Origin of the sequence: Vibrio sp. Isolate22 (assembly GCF_022398115.1) — a bacterium.
In the GTDB taxonomy this organism is placed as follows: Bacteria; Pseudomonadota; Gammaproteobacteria; order Enterobacterales; family Vibrionaceae; genus Vibrio.
The window spans coordinates 24,239-41,163 of the sequence record NZ_JAKEUW010000052.1; the positions used below are offsets into that span (position 1 = coordinate 24,239).

General features: G+C 43.9%; 16 protein-coding genes. 6 read left to right on the forward strand and 10 right to left on the reverse strand.

All coding sequences use genetic code 11. The features are described from left to right. Window positions 1–66: 66 nt before the first annotated feature. The 3 genes from L1D55_RS21495 to L1D55_RS21505 all read right to left on the reverse strand — a co-directional run bounded on the left by L1D55_RS21495 (window position 67) and on the right by L1D55_RS21505 (window position 2,118). A complete protein-coding gene (locus L1D55_RS21495; RefSeq protein WP_239918778.1) occupies window positions 67–747 on the reverse strand; it encodes a ChrR family anti-sigma-E factor in 681 nt (226 codons plus the stop codon). Further along, window positions 740–1,387 (reverse strand): sigma-70 family RNA polymerase sigma factor, encoded by a 648-nt coding sequence (locus L1D55_RS21500; RefSeq protein WP_004736997.1) that lies wholly within the window; start codon window positions 1,385–1,387, stop codon window positions 740–742. Before L1D55_RS21500 ends, L1D55_RS21495 begins: the two co-directional genes overlap by 8 nt. Window positions 1,388–1,497: 110 nt before the next feature. Beyond that, window positions 1,498–2,118 carry an LON peptidase substrate-binding domain-containing protein gene (locus tag L1D55_RS21505; protein ID WP_128163246.1) on the reverse strand — a complete coding sequence of 207 codons (621 nt, stop codon included), beginning with the start codon at window positions 2,116–2,118 and terminating at the stop codon, window positions 1,498–1,500. A gap of 287 nt (window positions 2,119–2,405) precedes the next feature. Between L1D55_RS21505 and L1D55_RS21510 the strand changes: the two genes are divergently transcribed. Then, a complete protein-coding gene (locus L1D55_RS21510; protein ID WP_004736999.1) occupies window positions 2,406–2,792 on the forward strand; it encodes a tautomerase family protein in 387 nt (128 codons plus the stop codon). Between the two features lie 120 nt (window positions 2,793–2,912). Here the strand turns inward: L1D55_RS21510 and L1D55_RS21515 are convergent, their stop codons facing one another. Next, the gene (locus L1D55_RS21515; protein WP_239918779.1) at window positions 2,913–3,725 is read right to left on the reverse strand and encodes a DUF4344 domain-containing metallopeptidase; all 813 of its coding nucleotides are present in this window, start codon (window positions 3,723–3,725) and stop codon (window positions 2,913–2,915) included. Between the two features lie 187 nt (window positions 3,726–3,912). Here L1D55_RS21515 and L1D55_RS21520 point away from each other — a divergent pair, with 187 nt between their 5' ends. Both L1D55_RS21520 and gltS read left to right on the forward strand, forming a co-directional pair. Next, window positions 3,913–4,269 (forward strand): YibL family ribosome-associated protein, encoded by a 357-nt coding sequence (locus L1D55_RS21520; protein ID WP_004737001.1) that lies wholly within the window; start codon window positions 3,913–3,915, stop codon window positions 4,267–4,269. Window positions 4,270–4,585: 316 nt separating this feature from the next. Beyond that, the gene (gltS, locus tag L1D55_RS21525) at window positions 4,586–5,812 is read left to right on the forward strand and encodes a sodium/glutamate symporter (RefSeq protein WP_128163250.1); all 1,227 of its coding nucleotides are present in this window, start codon (window positions 4,586–4,588) and stop codon (window positions 5,810–5,812) included. Window positions 5,813–5,925: 113 nt separating this feature from the next. Here the strand turns inward: gltS and norW are convergent, their stop codons facing one another. The 4 genes from norW to L1D55_RS21545 all read right to left on the reverse strand — a co-directional run bounded on the left by norW (window position 5,926) and on the right by L1D55_RS21545 (window position 10,722). After that, window positions 5,926–7,095 carry an NADH:flavorubredoxin reductase NorW gene (norW, locus tag L1D55_RS21530; protein WP_239918780.1) on the reverse strand — a complete coding sequence of 390 codons (1,170 nt, stop codon included), beginning with the start codon at window positions 7,093–7,095 and terminating at the stop codon, window positions 5,926–5,928. Between the two features lies 1 nt (window position 7,096). After that, a complete protein-coding gene (gene norV, locus L1D55_RS21535) occupies window positions 7,097–8,611 on the reverse strand; it encodes an anaerobic nitric oxide reductase flavorubredoxin (RefSeq protein ID WP_239918781.1) in 1,515 nt (504 codons plus the stop codon). 263 nt (window positions 8,612–8,874) lie between these two features. Then, entirely contained in the window at window positions 8,875–9,531 is a 657-nt protein-coding gene (locus tag L1D55_RS21540) for a nitroreductase family protein (RefSeq protein WP_102426648.1), read from the reverse strand. 324 nt (window positions 9,532–9,855) lie between these two features. Beyond that, entirely contained in the window at window positions 9,856–10,722 is an 867-nt protein-coding gene (locus tag L1D55_RS21545; protein WP_239918782.1) for a glycerol kinase, read from the reverse strand. A gap of 560 nt (window positions 10,723–11,282) precedes the next feature. Here L1D55_RS21545 and L1D55_RS21550 point away from each other — a divergent pair. The 3 genes from L1D55_RS21550 to L1D55_RS21560 all read left to right on the forward strand — a co-directional run bounded on the left by L1D55_RS21550 (window position 11,283) and on the right by L1D55_RS21560 (window position 15,094). Next, window positions 11,283–13,175 (forward strand): PTS mannitol transporter subunit IICBA, encoded by a 1,893-nt coding sequence (locus L1D55_RS21550; protein WP_239918783.1) that lies wholly within the window; start codon window positions 11,283–11,285, stop codon window positions 13,173–13,175. A 183-nt stretch (window positions 13,176–13,358) separates the two neighbouring features. Next, the gene (locus L1D55_RS21555) at window positions 13,359–14,507 is read left to right on the forward strand and encodes a mannitol-1-phosphate 5-dehydrogenase (RefSeq protein WP_105023982.1); all 1,149 of its coding nucleotides are present in this window, start codon (window positions 13,359–13,361) and stop codon (window positions 14,505–14,507) included. Between the two features lie 50 nt (window positions 14,508–14,557). Further along, window positions 14,558–15,094 (forward strand): MltR family transcriptional regulator, encoded by a 537-nt coding sequence (locus L1D55_RS21560; protein ID WP_193777311.1) that lies wholly within the window; start codon window positions 14,558–14,560, stop codon window positions 15,092–15,094. Between the two features lie 286 nt (window positions 15,095–15,380). Here the strand turns inward: L1D55_RS21560 and nagB are convergent, their stop codons facing one another. After that, on the reverse strand, window positions 15,381–16,181 hold the full coding sequence (gene nagB, locus L1D55_RS21565; protein ID WP_063524791.1) for a glucosamine-6-phosphate deaminase: 801 nt from the start codon (window positions 16,179–16,181) through the stop codon (window positions 15,381–15,383). A gap of 507 nt (window positions 16,182–16,688) precedes the next feature. Beyond that, the coding region (locus L1D55_RS21570; protein WP_239916214.1) for a transposase at window positions 16,689–16,925 on the reverse strand (237 nt) is incomplete at its 5' end.

Sequence of the window (16,925 nt, forward strand, 5' to 3'; positions counted from 1 at the left end):
TCCCACATTAATTTAGTCTGTTTTTGACGTTGTTTCCTAGCGACTTTAAGAGTTCTGTGATGTACCTTAATAAATGTATTTACCTAGTGGGTTGAACAGCTGGCTCACCCCTTTAGTGAAGTACAAGGCGTCGCTTGATACTGTCAGGCACACACACCCTTCTTTCGTTGCTGGCTGATGGGTATGATTTCCATCTAACCAGATGAAATCGCCTTTGTTGTAGACACCCATCTCGTCTTCGAAACTGCCTTCTAATAATAGAGTAATCTCAAAACCCTTGTGTGTATGGCAAGGCACTTGGCCGTCTTTATCAATGTGTAACAAGCTAGTATGGTGAGCGTCATCTTCAAAATCGAGGCGTGCTCGAGATATTTTCCCGAGGTTCATCCAGTCCTTTCTCGCGATTGAACTCAACGCACGTGGAATAGTGAAAGTAGTGTCAGCGACTGTCACTTGTTCGGCTTTTGATTCCACCTCGATTGATTGCGACAAATCGGCAGTGATCTGATCAATCACATCAAAATCGAAATCTATGCCGTCAGCAAGGAAGCTATCTAGTTCGTTACTTGTTGCTGTTTGTTGCTCATCAAATACGCTGTCAGCTGCATTAGCCGTTAGCTGCTGCACCTTTGCCTGGCAATGTTCACATAGCTCGATATGGCTGGACACAATTAGGGAAACTGAGTCAGCAAGCGTGCCATCAACAAAGTTTTTCAATATTGCATCGTTTGGGTGATGTTTAATCATGGCTTTGTTCCCCCATGTGAACCTTAAGTTTGGCTAGAGCGAGTCTTAAACGGGATTTCACGGTTCCAAGCGGGACGCCGAGTTGCTGAGCGAGTTGCTCCTGTGACAGCTCTTGGAAGTAAACGCCTTTCACTATGGTTTTCTGAGCTAAAGGGAGCTTCTCGATTTGCGTCATGACATGTCGGCTCATTAGATGATCTCCAAAAGGCAAATCTTCGTTTTGAGTCTCAGCCACCATAGCGTCTAATGGCCAAATATCGTCAGCTATCGTTTGCTCTGCTTTTGCTTTTACTTTGCGAAGCATATCGAATGCTGCGTTTCGCATTACTGTGTAGACCCAAGTGGTGGCCGCACCTTTATCTTCGTTGTAGAGGTGTGCTTTCTTCCAAACATTAGTCATGGTGTCTTGGACCAGTTCATTTGCGGCTGCTTCGCCACCGAGTTTGCTGATTCCGAAACGTTTGATTTTAGGTGCGAAGAACTTGAACAAACAGGTGAATGCCTGCTTGTCTCGGTTTTCTCCCACCGAAATCAACCAGCTTGAGAGCTCTGTAGGTACCTTGTTTTCACTCGGTAATTTGTTGTCGGGAATGATGACATGCTCCTTGCCCTTCCCTTTACTTCTGCTTTCCACTTGCATAGTCAGTAACCATCATGCGAATTTGAGTGGCACTACGTGCAAAGCATCAGTAGGGATCACTTTTGTTTAAATTAATTTTTACTATACAAAATTATAGTGAAAAAAAGTGTTCACTGCCCCGTAATGATTTGATTCAAAAAAGGAACTAACGAGGGAAAACTCGCAGGTTCTGTAAATTCCGATTTCTTTTCTAACGGGATTGGCATCATCTCGAGCAATCGCGCACAAATCCACTGCGGGCTATCAAAATCTGGGGTCGGGTAGAGCGTTCTGATTGAGTCGTGGTCACGGAATAACTGCACTAGAAATGCAGTAAAGACATTGGGCACATCATAGTCGAGCGCTGGCCAATGGGGTAAATCATGGAATTGGCTTTTAATCAGGCCGTCGCTTTGGCGATGTGAGGAGTGTAACTGCACTAGGTTTTGCCCTTCTACGTCGATCTCCAACAACTGATCATCTGACATATTGAAATCGACAATCGTGACCTTAGTTCCCCACGTACTAAGATGTTCGGACTTTGTGTTGTCTTGCGTCGCGATGATAAAACCTTCGCCTTTGGCAGCGTGTGCCACCATGGTGAGATATTTTTGTTCGAAGATTCTTAGCCTTTGTCTCCCTCCTGGCAAAAGAAAGATGGGGAGGGGGAACACAGCAAGCTCTAGAGAAGACTCTACGGGTTTGTCTGGTTTGGCTTCTGTCCGCGTGATCTTCCCAGTTGAATTCGGCACATAGCACTCCTTAGTTCAAAGATGATTTAGGAGGGTATACGGACTGTGTGAGAGGTTCGATCAATCTAGGTCATAAGGTGGTTGTTTATTAATCGAAGTTGTTTGGCAAACCAGCTGCAATAGAAGGATATGTTTTTTGTTGCACTTGTTCATAAATTCATCGCTCGTCTCTTCTTTAGTCAATGTCATTAGGTAGTATATGGATAAATAGTAAGCGAGCAGAAAGGGTGGATGGCTGCTTCTTTCTAACTTTCTTCTTTACTTAACATCACATCGAAGGACTGGTCATGATTGTTATTTATGGTATCAAAGAGTGCTTAAACCCGATTAAGCTAGAGCTCTCTAATGTTTTGCAGCAATGCTTAAATAGTGAGATGGGGTTGCCAGATGACAAACGTGCACATCGTTTTGTGCCATTGGAACGAGATGACTTCTTTTACCCAGAAGGTCGAACGCAGGCCTATACCGTTATCGAGATTAATATGATGGAAGGACGCGCTGTTAACACCAAAAAGCGCTTAATTAAGAAGATCTTTTCTGAGATTGAAAAGCAGCTCTCTATCTCTCCGATCGATATTGAAATCACCATCAAAGAGCAGCCTTCACATTGTTGGGGGTTCCGAGGGATGACTGGCGATGAAGCACAAGATCTGAAGTACAAAGTGAACGTCTAGGTTTTGTCTGAAGTCTCATTTTGCGTTCCCCAAACAACATTCAGCGGCTTTTAAAGCACGAAGCCGCTGTTGGAAGTAGCAGTTGAATGGGAAAACTTCTGAACTGTGATAGTGAAGCTCTTAACTATCGTCGCTCTCTTTTAAATATCGATGCCAATTGGCGTTGATGACATCAAAATGCTCTACGCAAAACTCTTTTCTATCTTTCAGATAGTCGTTTTCTACTTCATCAAGTAAGTTTTTGTAGGCCTCAGGATCGCTGCCATAGACCAAACATAAGGTTGAGAAGTAGCGTTGTAGATCGAAGCTGTGCTCATCAATGTATTCACCCAAATCGTAATACTCTGGGCGGTCTTCTGATTCGAAGGCGAACATATCAGCTGCGCTTATCGCTGCATCTGTACCGTGTTCGACATAGTTGATAAGTAAGATGGTCGCTAAATTATCAACCGCGTCTTCTTCTTTACCTAGAATGGCTATTTGCTGATCTTCAACATAGGCATGGCCAGCCTCATGAATCAGCGTATGGAGCAAGGTATCGATGGCGCCAGTTTGCGCGGATTTCCCATACTCTTTTTCGTATTGGTTCTTTTCAAAATAGTTGAGTGATTCTGCGTAGAAGCTGTAAGGAATTAGTACATGATGAGTTTGCGGGTCGTAGAGCGGGCCCTCATCGCCACCGTATTGAATGACCAAAGGCTGTTTGAACAGGAACAACTGATTCGATAGGTCTACCATGGTGTCATTAACGCCACTCTGCTCAATCTCTTGCTTAAGCTGTCTCTCTGTTTCGTCTTGAGGCGCTGAATATTCAATAATCAGATTGTTCTCGAGCATGCTTTCATTAGAGGCTTCGCTGGATGCATAACTTGTGGCAAATACAGAGCCAAGGACTAGGCTGTAGGTCAATACTCTTTGTTTCGGTGATGTCATTACGCTTCCTTGTGGTTGATGTCTGATCGGCGGATTAGTGGCATTTTTGTATCGATGGGCTGATAGACAGTTTAGGCTGTTTTTTATTCCAAAGGCTATTTATCAGATAAATTTCGGTTCAGGTAAACCCTTGTGCTATACTCCGCGCCCCAATCCGAATTGGCTTGCTTAATCTTAGGAAATTATTATGAGTGCTAAAAACGAACTTCAACAAATTAACAACCGTTTAGACAAGTGTCGCCATAAGTTAGCGGCTGCTAAAGCTCGTAATGATCGTCCTGTTGTTCGTCAATTTGAAGACGAAATCAAAAAGCTAACAAAGAAGATTGCACAGCTTAAGCACAAGCAAAGCTACGATGTGAATCAAGAACGTAAGTCGTTGCTTGATATGCCATTTAGCCGCGAGATTACTAAAGCTGAGCAAGCGGATATGGGTAAACTGAAAAAGTCTGTAAAAGGATTAGTCGTTGTTCACCCAATGACGAAGATTGGTAAAGAGCTTCGTCTTGAGGTTATGACGGGTTATGCCCCTAAAAAATTCTAATTACCAGCGATGGTAATAAAAGAGGAGCTAGCAATAGCTCCTTTTTGCTTTTTTAGGTATTCAGAAAGGGTTAAATCGACGATCGCATTGGCGATAAGATAAACAGATAGGTGTTGATTTGGGTCACAAAACCTCTCATCGCCTACTAAAGTTAACGTGTTACTAACATGACACTTAGCTGACACGCTAATGTGTTCGGTTTTCTAATCCAACAATTTCTCATCAATTTGCATAAATATAGGCAGAGCAACACAAATACTTACAGATAAAACTAGACTCATTAGGGAAGATGAGAACGTAAAACAATAGAGGTTATATGAATCAATTAATTTCAATAGGGCCACTAGAATCTTTCTTAATCGCGATCAGCGTTTTGTTTCTAGGTCATTTTGTAAACGCAAAGCTACCGATTCTCAAAAAGTACAATATCCCAGAGCCCATTGTGGGCGGCTTAATTGTTGCTTTTGCGATTACAGGTCTGCATTTTAACGGCGTTGATCTAGAGTTCTCCCTACCTTTACAGAACACATTCATGTTGATGTTCTTTGCAACCGTAGGTCTTGCTGCTAACTACACACAGTTAATGAAAGGCGGTGCGAAGGTATTCTTGTTCTTGGGCGTCGCTTCGGTATACATCATCATCCAAAACGGTGTGGGTGTGACGTTAGCTACCGCGCTTGGTCTTGAGCCGCTAATGGGCTTGATCGCAGGTTCTATTACGCTATCTGGTGGTCACGGTACAGGTGCAGCTTGGTCGCAAACCTTTTCTGATACTTATGGCATTTCCAACACGCTAGAAATCGCGATGGCTTCGGCAACCTTTGGTTTGATCATTGGCGGTATCATCGGTAGCCCGGTGGCACAAAAGCTGATCGACAAAAACAACCTTGAATCAGAGTACGGCACAGGTACACAAACGCACGAGCGTTTCCCTGAGCTGGTGACATATAACGAGTATGAAGAAGACAAAGTGACAGCCAAGAAGGTGATTGAAGTATTGTTCATTCTCCTTATCTGTATCACAGGTGCGAAATACCTTGAGCAGTGGGTAGCGACTTTTGAAATTTCTTGGTTGATGATTCCTGACTTTGTTTACGCTCTGTTTATCGGTGTGTTCATCACTAACGTGTTTGAAGTGACTAAGCTGCATAAGACCGACAGCGAAACCGTTGATATTCTGGGTACTGTGTCACTGTCTCTATTCTTGGCGATGGCGTTAATGAGCCTGAAACTGTGGAACATCTTCGACCTAGCGATCCCATTCTTGGTGATCTTAAGTGTTCAAGCAGTGGTACTTGGTCTGTTCTCTTACTTTGTGACGTTTAAAGTGATGGGGTCAAACTACGACGCAGCGGTTATGTCGGGTGGTCACTGTGGTTTCGGCTTAGGCGCAACACCTACAGCGGTAATGAACATGGGCTCTTTGGTGAACCGATTCGGTCCATCACCACAGGCGTTCATGGTGGTGCCAATCGTCGGCGCATTCTTCATTGATATCGTTAACCTGATTATCCTACAAGGTTACATCTCGTTTATCGGTTAATGTGAACACCTCGCTTAACGCATAAAAAAGCCAGTCTATTGACTGGCTTTTTTCGTTTTGTAGGACGCTGCTTATGTTATTGATTTTGAATTATTGGGCTTATGTCATTGAGATTAAGCGGGTGAGCTTGTCTGTAGCTCTTTGAGCAGTGGGAATGCAGCTTGGGTATGCTCTCCAGTGACGATAAACCCAACCAATTGATTATCTGCATTGAAGCCTTTTGCGATAATGCCTTTCGGGTCAAAGCGAGTCTCCCAGCTTTGAGCGGTTTGTAGATCGCGGCCTGCAAGCTGAATGGGATAGCTTGGGGTTTTCACCTTGGTGATGATATGAGGCAACTTGAGTTTTATGTCAGCGGTCGCATGTACTTCATCACTCGCAATGAGCTGCTTTGCCAACACATTAGCAGACAAGATCGCGGGCTGGAGATAAGCCATAATACGCCCTTCAATTTCGGCGCAATCACCAATCGCATACACATTGTTAGCACTGGTTTTCATGGTTTGGTCGACAACGATCCCTTTGTTGACGGTGATTCCGGCTTGTGTCGCTAATGTCGTGTTCGGTTTCAGCCCTGCTGCTGCAATCACAGCATCCGTTCGTATTAATCGAGAAGCGGTGGTTTGTAGCCTTATATCCTCTTCGAGGTAAGTCGCTCGACAAACTGCAGAGTCTGTTTCAACGGTCACCCCTGCTTTTCTTAACACTTGCTCTAATTCTAGAGAAACGAAAGGCGGCACCAAACTGCTCAAGAGATAGCTGGCAGGCTCGATGATCGTGACATCTTTCCCAGCGGTTTGGAGGTCAAAGGCAAGCTCGACTCCGATCAGGCCGCCACCAATCACTGTGACACGCTGAGCATCATCAACCTGCGCTTTGTGCTTCTCAAACTCCTCTAGGCTATTGAGCGTGATTGTCGCACCACGTTTTAACCCTTTTGCTGGTGGAATAAATGGTGTGGCCCCCGTTGCTAATACTAACTTTGTGTAGTGGATTGGTTGACCATCGACACGAATATACTGTTGCTCAACATCTATTTCGCTGACAAGTGCTTTAGTTTTAATAACCACGTTGTACTGCTCAGCTAACTGCTGAGCATTATGTACGGTGAGTGTTTCGGACGTTTGTTCCTGACTGAAAGCGTGCGAAAGGTTCGGCTTACTGTACTCAACCCCCGAATCTGCCGTGATCATGGTGATCGCGATATCTTGGTTGAGCTTACGTACCATCTTGATAGTTTGTAGGGCAGCGAAACCGCCACCCACAATCACAATGTTCGACATGCTACTTCTCCACAAATACTTCTTTGCCTAAGTGGCACTCAGGACAAAGGAAGTCATCAGGTACTTGTGCCCATGGTGTTCCTGGTTCAACACCTTGGTAAGGTTCACCTAATTGTGGGTCGTATACCCATTCACAAACCGTGCAGCGCCAGCATGTGCAGTCTTCGCTGTGAGTGGGTTGCATCTCTGCCTGCTGTGCTTCTTCGGTAGAAGCTGCTGCAACGGCTTCTGATTCAGTTGTGTGCTCTGGCTGATTATCCGGAGTGTCGATTTTCTTTACGCTGCGTTCAACTTGTTTAGGCTTACTCACCTCGTTTGCATCTGTGCGCCAAACTTCAGCTAATGTCATGCCGTAATCGATGCATTGACGAAGGGCATCTGTGTCTGGTTTCCAGTGGATGTGTTGTGGAACGCTGACTTCGAAGTTGGCTTCACGTAGGCGAGCATCAATACGTTTTACTGCGCCACCAGTCCAACCTGAAGAACCGAATGCTGCGGCTCTTTTTCCGGCAAAACGTAAACCGTGTATCTCTTCGAGTAAGGCTGCGATTTGCGGCATCATCACATTGTTCATAGTTGATGAGCCAACAAGTACACCTTTTGATCTGAAGATATTGGCAAGGATGTCGTTCTTATCATGCTTAGAAATATTGAACACTTTGATTGCCGTTTCTGGGCTCCCTTTACGAATTCCTTTCGCAATGGCATCGGCCATCATACGAGTGTTGTTCGACATGGTGTCGTACACAATCGTGATGCGGTCTTCTTTATAAGCTTTTGACCATTCGTAGTATTGCTCTACGATCTGGGTGGCGTTATCTCGCCAAATACAACCGTGAGAAGTAGCAATCACATCGATTGGTACACCTAAACTCAATACTTCTTCGATCTTGGCTTTTACTAGCGGTGCAAATGGCGTCAGGATATTCGAGAAGTAACGCAGGCACTGTTCGTGCAATTCAACTTGGTCTAATTGGTCGTTGAACAGGTTTTCATCGCAGTAGTGTTGGCCAAAGGCATCATTACTAAACAGAATTTCGTCGCCTGTTAGGTAAGTTGCCATTGAATCTGGCCAGTGCAGCATTTTCATCTCAACAAAGATAAGTTGCTTACCATTACCGATATCCAGTGTGTCGCCGGTTTTTACCGTTCTGAAGTTCCAGTCTGGCTGGTGATGATGGCCGACAATCGAGTTCACACCCGCTTCTGTGCAGTAGACCGGGGTATTAGGGATCTTAGCAAGTAGCGCGGCAAGAGCGCCGGAGTGGTCTTCTTCGGCATGCTGACAAATGATGTAGTCGATCTCGTTTATGTCGATTTCCATCTCAAGGTTTGCAAGGAATTGCTCTGTAAAGCGATGGTCAACGGTATCGACAAGCACCGTTTTCTCTTCACGGATTAGGTACGAGTTATAACTGGTGCCTTTGTTCATGTGGTATTCCTTGCCATGGAAATGCTCGGTTTCCCAATCGTGAATACCAACCCAGTGAACATTTGATTTAACGTGAATAGTCATAATGATAATACCTTATTTGAATTTCTAAGGTCATCATTGCACTAGTCGTGCCATATTTTTAAGATGTTGTTTTTGATGGTTTTGTTTGGTTTTTGAGCTTGCTTTTGTGTCTTTATGACACCCTATTTTTTGTGATTAATATGATTCTAAAGTGTCTATTTGACTCTGGTAATTTCCAATGCTGACCAACAACCAAAAGGCGCGCATAAAAAAGGCCAGACGAAAGTCTGGCCAAATAAGTAGTGCAATTTATTTGTCGGTTTTTAAAGCGTAGTCACGACTTCATCAAGAGCTAGACGCGCTTTTGGTTTACCGTGGTTGTAGTCTTCGCCGTCTTTGTGGTAACCGATAGCCAGTGCTACATCAACAACGTGACCTTCTAGCTCGTCAGCAAACTCTTCGCTGATCATAGCCGCGTCTACACCTTCCATTGGAGTTGAAGCGATACCAAGGCGAGCAAGCGTGTGCAGTGTGTTACCCAGTGCAATGTACACTTGAGACTTAGTCCAGTTACCGTTGAAACCTGTTTCGTCAGTGTTCATTTCTGCGAATGCGTAAGCACCTAAGAATTGCTCATACATTTCAGCCGGTAGGTGACCAGAGCTTACTTCCGTATCTGCGCGTTTCGCAAATTTCTCTTTAGTGTACTTAGGATCGTGAGCGAACAGGATTGTGTGTGACGCTTCTTTCGCATGTGGTTGGTTAAACTGGAACATGTTCTCGAAAGTGTTGTGGAAACGTTGTTTTGCCTCGTCGCTCTCAATGATGATGAATTTCCAAGGCTGAGAGTTGATAGAAGAAGCTGACAGACGAAGTGCTTCTTTGATTACTTCCATGTCTTCCGCAGAGATGCGTTTTTCTGCATCGTATTTTTTAGTTGTGTAACGAGTGTTTAGATCAGTAATGATTGGATGAGTCATGTTGAATCCTAATATCTATCAATAATAAATGTTGTAGGGTGTTATGTTCGGTAACGTCAACAATAAACGGATAACGCATTTGGGCTTTGTCTCTAATATCATCGGTCTTAAATAGAACGGGTTTCTAAGAAACAAGCGCTGAAATGGTCATCGAACATGCCCCAATAAATCGAGTATCTGCGGTAGCTCAAGTCGATGGAGGTAAGATAATAGAAGATTAACTTGGGAAAAATAGCGAACATATCAAATCACTATGGTAAATAATATCCATAATGATTCGATAAGTGTGATCTCAATAGGTTTGAATTGTCTAGATTCAGTCGTTTAGTACGCCTTGATGCCATATTGGCGCAATAATGGTGGAAGGACGCTGTCTAGGTTTGGGATATCTTCCGGTGTGATCTCGATTAAGCCAAAACCATGCTCATCATAGATTTTTCTCGTCGCGTCACGTTTTTCTTCGGCGATTGGCGCAGAGTCGGTTCCCCAAAATTGGATGTAAACTTTCCCGCTTGGAAGATAAAAGTCACTGATCACTTCTTTCGCTATTGGCAGTGGACGCTCGTACGCATGTACCACACCCGCCATATATAGCCAGTTGTCGATGATTAGCTCTCCTTTTGAACGCACATAGTGCCCATCCAAGGTTCTATGCTTGGCCTCGAACTTTTGGCGGAAGCTAGAAAATGACACATCCGTTGAGTGGCTTTCTGCATCGTGCCCTAGAAATTCAACAACTGATTGCTTCAAACGTTTATTGCGGACTAATGAATCGTGCCACACCACGAATAAGTTTTGTGTGGCTTTATCTTCTCTCTGTTCACCACCTGCCTTTAAACCTGTCGAGGTGACGTGCCAACCGTCTTCTTCTCTTGTTATCCAACCAAGTTCATTGAGCAAGAGGTTAATTTTCTTTGCGCTGAGCTTGAAAGCACTCCCAAGTTGAGTTGCGGTTAGTGTTTGCCCTGAGAAGGTGTCCAAATCGATAAGTAGCTTCTCAGGCCAGACAATGAAGACACCAAACTTTTTGTGTTCCACATACTCCCCACCAAAGCTTTCCCCTCGTTCAGTCAGCACCCATCGATCCTGTGAACGTACGATATAGCCGGCCGTTTTTAGGTCACTGAATAGAGTTTTAGCTTCTATATCTCTCTGTTTAGCGAGAGCTGATGTGGAGATCTTGTCTGACATAGTCTTCTCTTAACTCGTTATTGGGCTACTGGATAACGTTGGGGTAGGAGTAATTAGAATAACACATCTATTTTAAGCAATTTCGTTCCTTCATTGTTCATGTATTTTGAGGTTTAGGGGCTGGGAAAATCAGAATTTTGAAAAATAGGCATTAATCTGACTTTGTAATTAAATTACAAAATGACAAGCTAAATTCATCTGAGTGCATAGAAAACACACTTGGAATGGCGTTCTTTCATACATGGTTTATAGTTTTTAAGGTGTGTCTTTTATTAAGTGTGATCTGGATCGCTAATTATTTTTGGTGGTTGAATTTATAAGTGTGATCTAGATCTTGTGTGAATGAGATTTATTATCGTTAATTTTGCTTTGTAATTTTAATTCATGACATTTTTGTGATCTAAATCGTTCTCAGTAACCCCTAAGTGTTTTTTGTGTGTGATTGTTATCACGAAAATTGGCTTGAGGTGCATTTTGGAAATGTTGTGATACATTTCAATCAACTTTTGAGCACACCTTTTCGGTCATTTGACCAACCAATACACTACGGGGTTCTACCTATGTTATCACCAGAAGCGAAGATCAAGGTTCAAAACTTTGGTCGTTTCTTATCCAATATGGTAATGCCAAACATCGGCGCATTTATTGCGTGGGGTTTCATTACAGCACTATTCATCCCAACAGGTTGGTGGCCTAACGAAACGTTAGCATCAATGGTTGGTCCTATGATCACTTACTTGCTGCCATTATTGATTGGTTACACTGGTGGTAAGATGGTTGGTGGTGACCGCGGTGCGGTAGTAGGTGCCATCACAACAATGGGTGTTATCGTTGGTACTGACATCCCGATGTTCATGGGTGCAATGATTGTGGGTCCATTAGGCGGTATCGCAATCAAGAAATTCGATGAAGCTATTCACGGTAAAGTGAAGAGTGGTTTCGAAATGCTAGTGAACAACTTCTCTGCTGGTATCATCGGCATGATCTGCGCGATCATCGCGTTCATCGTGATTGGTCCTGCTGTGAAAGTTCTGTCTTCTGGTTTAGCGGCTGGCGTTAACGTGATGGTTGAAGCGGGTGCACTACCTCTTGCTTCTATCTTTGTAGAACCGGCGAAAATCCTATTCCTAAACAACGCAATCAACCATGGTATTTTCTCTCCACTAGGTATTCAGCAGTCTGAAGAGATCGGCCGTTCTATCTTCTTCCTAATTGAAGCGAACCCAGGTCCTGGTCTAGGTCTACTACTTGCTTACATGGTATTTGGTAAAGGCAGCGCTAAGCAATCTGCTGCGGGTGCATCTATCATCCATTTCCTAGGTGGTATCCACGAAATTTACTTCCCATACGTTCTAATGAACCCACGTCTAATCCTAGCGGTAATCGCAGGTGGTATGGCTGGTGTATTCACTAACGTAATGTTCAGCTCTGGTCTAATCTCTCCAGCGTCTCCTGGTTCTATCTTCGCGATTCTGTTGATGACACCAAAAGGCTCTTACATCGGCGTGATTCTATCGGTTATCGCAGCAACGGCAGTATCGTTTGTTGTAGCGTCAATCCTTCTTAAAACATCAGCGCAAGATGATGAGGAAGATTCACTAGAGAAAGCATCAGCACAAATGAAAGACATGAAAGCGTCTTCTAAAGGTGCAGCAACGGGTGCAGACATCAACCTAGCTGACGTGAAAGCAGTATACGTAGCGTGTGATGCGGGTATGGGTTCAAGTGCAATGGGTGCAGGTCTACTGCGTAAGAAAGTAGATGCAGCGGGCCTAAATATCACGGTAACTAACTACGCAATCAACAACTTACCAGCTGATTCACAAATTGTTATTACGCATAAAGATTTAACAGACCGTGCACGTAAAACCATTCCTGGTGCAATGCACATGTCTCTGAACAACTTCTTAGACGGCGCAGTATACGACAACCTAGTAGCAGAACTTGTTGAAGCACAAAGTGGTGAAGCGAAGGTAGAAGCTCCGGCTCCTACATCAGCACCAGCTCAAGAAGGCAACAAGCTTGCACTAACTAATGACAGCATCTTCCTTGGCCTTAAAGCGACTCAGAAAGAAGACGCAATCAAGTTTGCTGGCGACCAATTAGTGAAACTTGGCAACGTATCTCCAGAGTACGTAGATGGCATGTTTGCTCGTGAAGAGCTTGTATCTACTTACCTAGGCGAGTCTATCGCAGTACCACACGGCACAATCGAAGCGAAGCAATACGTACAAAAAACCGGCATCGTGTTCTGTCAGTACCCTGAAGGTATTCAGTGGGGCGAAGATGAAGATGATATCGCGAAGATGGTTATCGGTATTGCCGCTCAAGGCGATGAGCACAACATGGTGCTGATGGCTATTACCAATTCACTTGATGATGAAGACGCTGTGGAATGCCTACAGAACACAACAAACCCTGCTGATGTTCTACGTATTCTTAGCGGAAACTAAAAAGCTCTAGTCAAGCTCCTAAGTGAAGGAGGCCGGTATCCCCCTACTGGCCTCATTTTCGGTCTAAATCTGTCTTAACAAGATTCAGTCTGAATAGCTTACTGCTTAATGTCTCTAGTTAATCATCAGGCATGTGGTTGAGCAGTTAGCTATCTAGATTCAAATATTTATAAGGTCAAAATTATGAAAGCGTTACATTTTGGTGCAGGTAATATCGGTCGTGGTTTCATTGGTAAACTTCTTTCTGACGCTGGTATGAAGGTTACTTTTGCTGACGTAAATGAAACGGTTGTTAATGCGTTAATTGAACGCCAAGAATACCCAGTAAAGATTGTTGGTGAAGAGTGCGTTGTTGAAACCGTTAAGAACGTGACAGCAGTAAACTCAGCAACAAGCGCTGTGGTAGATTGCATTGCTGAGTCTGACATTGTGACGACAGCTGTTGGCCCAACAGTTCTTAAGATTATTTCTAAGTCTATTGCTCAAGGTATCGAAAAGCGTGCAGCGGCAAACAATACTGCGCCAATGAACATCATTGCAGCAGAGAACATGGTTCGTGGTACTAGCCAACTAAAAGCGGCGGTTTTAGAGCATCTTTCTGATGACATGAAAGCGTTCACTGAAGAACATATTGGCTTTGTTGATTCAGCGGTTGACCGTATCGTACCGCCAGCAGAAGCAGGCGAAACTGACCCACTAGCAGTAACGGTTGAAACGTTCAGCGAGTGGATCGTAGACCAAACACAATTTAAAGGTGAGATTCCAAACATCCCAGGTATGGAATGCACTGACAACCTTATGGCTTTCGTTGAGCGTAAACTATTCACGCTAAATACAGGCCACTTGGTAACGGCATACCTTGGCGTGCTTGCAGGCCACGAAACAATCAAAGACGCGATTGAAGACCAAGCAATTTACGCTGAAGTAAAAGCGACGATGGAAGAGAGTGGTGAGGTGCTTATCAAGCGTTACGGCTTTGATCCAGAGGCACATGCAGCATACATCTTAAAAATTCTAGGCCGCTTTGCGAACCCATTCCTACGTGACGAAGTTGACCGTGTTGGCCGTCAACCAATCCGTAAACTGAGCCCACAAGATCGTCTAGTCAAGCCACTGAACGGTACGCTAGAATACGGCCTACCAAATGCACACCTTGTAAAAGCGATTGCCGCGGCTTTCCACTACAAGAATGAAGATGACCCTCAAGCGGTTGAACTTCAGGCAATGTTCGCAGAAAAAGGTTTTGCTGAGACATTAGCGCACTATTCTGAGCTGAATATCGACTCAGAAGTTGTTAAACTAGCGGAACAAGCTTACCTAGCATTGAAATGATAAATCATCAAAGTGCCACACCTGTGGCACTTTCTTATTGCCGAGCCGTTATGCCAATACATCCTAGTCATGAAACAGAATTACTCGAGGCCTTATCTGAAGCTGAGAGTGCTAGCGCCTGCTTGATGGCGGCTTATGATGCATTGGATGATACGGTGGATGCGGTTTTAAAAAACATCTTCAAGAAAGACGACACGGCGATTAAATTCGTTGTCGAGCCTCTACTCAACAGCGGTGGGCCTTTAGGCGAGATAATGGTTCGCGGTAAATTGCTCTTGGGTTTGGGTGTTATCAGTAAAGAGCTTTATGACGATTTAGAGGTTTTCGTAACCTTGAAAGAGTGGGCGAAATTACAAGGTGACGACACCAGTTTTACCGAAGTTGATGTTATCTTTGAGCTCAATAAGGTACATGCGATTCAGCGTATTATGCCTATCGAATATGATGCGGAGATGGTCGAAACCATGTCTGGCCCGATGCTTCAAATGTTCTTAGGGCGACATCATCAGAAAGTGAAGTCGACCATTGTTTTGGCTATCACAGACATCATTAACACCTTATGTCGTGACAACGCCTTGAGTTCTTAGATTTCGTTATTGAACGTTTTCACTACGCACAACAACTCGCTACCACTTGTTTTACCCATCCTAGAATAGATATTGATTGCGGTTTCTCTCATTGAGGAATCGCTTTTTTGTATTCACTCCATCCTTAATTTCTTCTGACCTAAGCAAGATCTGTATCGGAGATGATTCTCTCGCCTAGCATCCTATCTGATTGTTCAAACACGTCGGTAGTTCAGTGTATCGACGGCAAATTTCAGGTACAAAAAAAGCCACATAACGTGGCTTTTTGTTTCAACAAAACCTGAAATTATAGGTCTTGGATGTTTTCTGCTTCTAGCTCTTGGAAGTAGCGTAGAGTCTTAACTTTTAGCTCTTGTTGAGCTGGCTCATCAGCAACGATGATAGCTTTACGGTGCATTTGTAGTGCTGTAACAGTCCACATGTGGTTTACAGAACCTTCGATAGCAACTTGTAGAGCTTGTGCTTTGTTGTGACCCATAGTCAGGATCATTACTTCTTCAGCGTCTAGTAGAGTCGCAACACCGATAGTTAGTGCGTATTTCGGCACTTGGTTGATGTCGTTGTCGAAGAAGCGAGAGTTCGCGATGCGAGTCTCTTCAGTTAGCGTCTTGATACGAGTACGAGAAGCTAGAGAAGAACCTGGTTCGTTGAATGCGATGTGACCGTCGATGCCGATACCGCCCATGAACAGGTTGATTTTGCCGTAAGAACGGATTTTTTCTTCGTAAGCTGCGCAGTGAGCGTCGATGTCTTCTGCTTTGCCGTCTAGTAGGTTGATGTTCTCTTCTTGAATATCAACGTGGTTGAAGAAGTTTGTGTACATGAAAGTACGGTAAGACTCAGGGTGGTTAGGATCGATACCTACGTACTCATCCATGTTGAATGTAACAACGTTTTTAAAGCTAACTTCACCCGCATTGTATAGTGCGATTAGCTCTTTGTAAGTCGTAAGTGGTGTGCCACCAGTTGGTAGACCAAGAACGAATGGACGATCAGCTGTTGGGTTGAATGCTTTGATCGCTTCAACGATGTGACGTGCTGCCCATTTACCTACTTGTGCCGCGTTGTTTAAAGGAATAAGTCTCATTTTTGTAGCCCCTAAGATAAGTAATTTATAGTGTGCTGAAACATTAATTCGCATTATAAAATAAGTGATCTGTTTCTGCCATTGTTTTAGGTCAAGTTTTTACTTTTTTCGTCGTATCTGTGACTCGAACTCGCAAAATTGCACACTTATTGTATGGATATTTGGTGGCGTTAAACAAGATTAATACGCTTGTCATATATCGCAATCTTGATTTAATTCAGCGCCTGAAAGGGTTCACCGATTTTGAAGTAGGAGTGAGCTAGAGGAGTATAGTAGAGGCGAGCAGAAAAGCATGACCCCGGGAGATAGGGCTGCACGCAAAAAGCCGCAGTAATAGCCGCTTTCGGAAAGGTCTATGAGCTTTGCATTTGCAAGATGTGAATACTGAGAGATAGCTATTGTGTGCTATCGTTATGAATTTTCTATAAATCTTGGTAAAACTTAATTGGTTAGCTAAAATTACTAATCACGAGGTGAAGTCGTGTTTGAAGGCAAAAAAAAAAAGGTTCATCGCGGCTTTCCGGGGAAAGCCGCTTTTATCTTCAAGAAGAAGTAGTCTGTATCTCGATACCCATACCCCATTCGCTTGATTAACTTTATTTTGTTGTTTATCCCTTCCAATGTGCAGGTGTTGAGCGGATAACTTGCCGATCCAATAATACCGTGAAGATAAGGCCTCAGTTTTCGTGCGAACTCTTTCAATGGCTTAATTCCACTTTCTTGCACTTGTGCCCACCATACCTC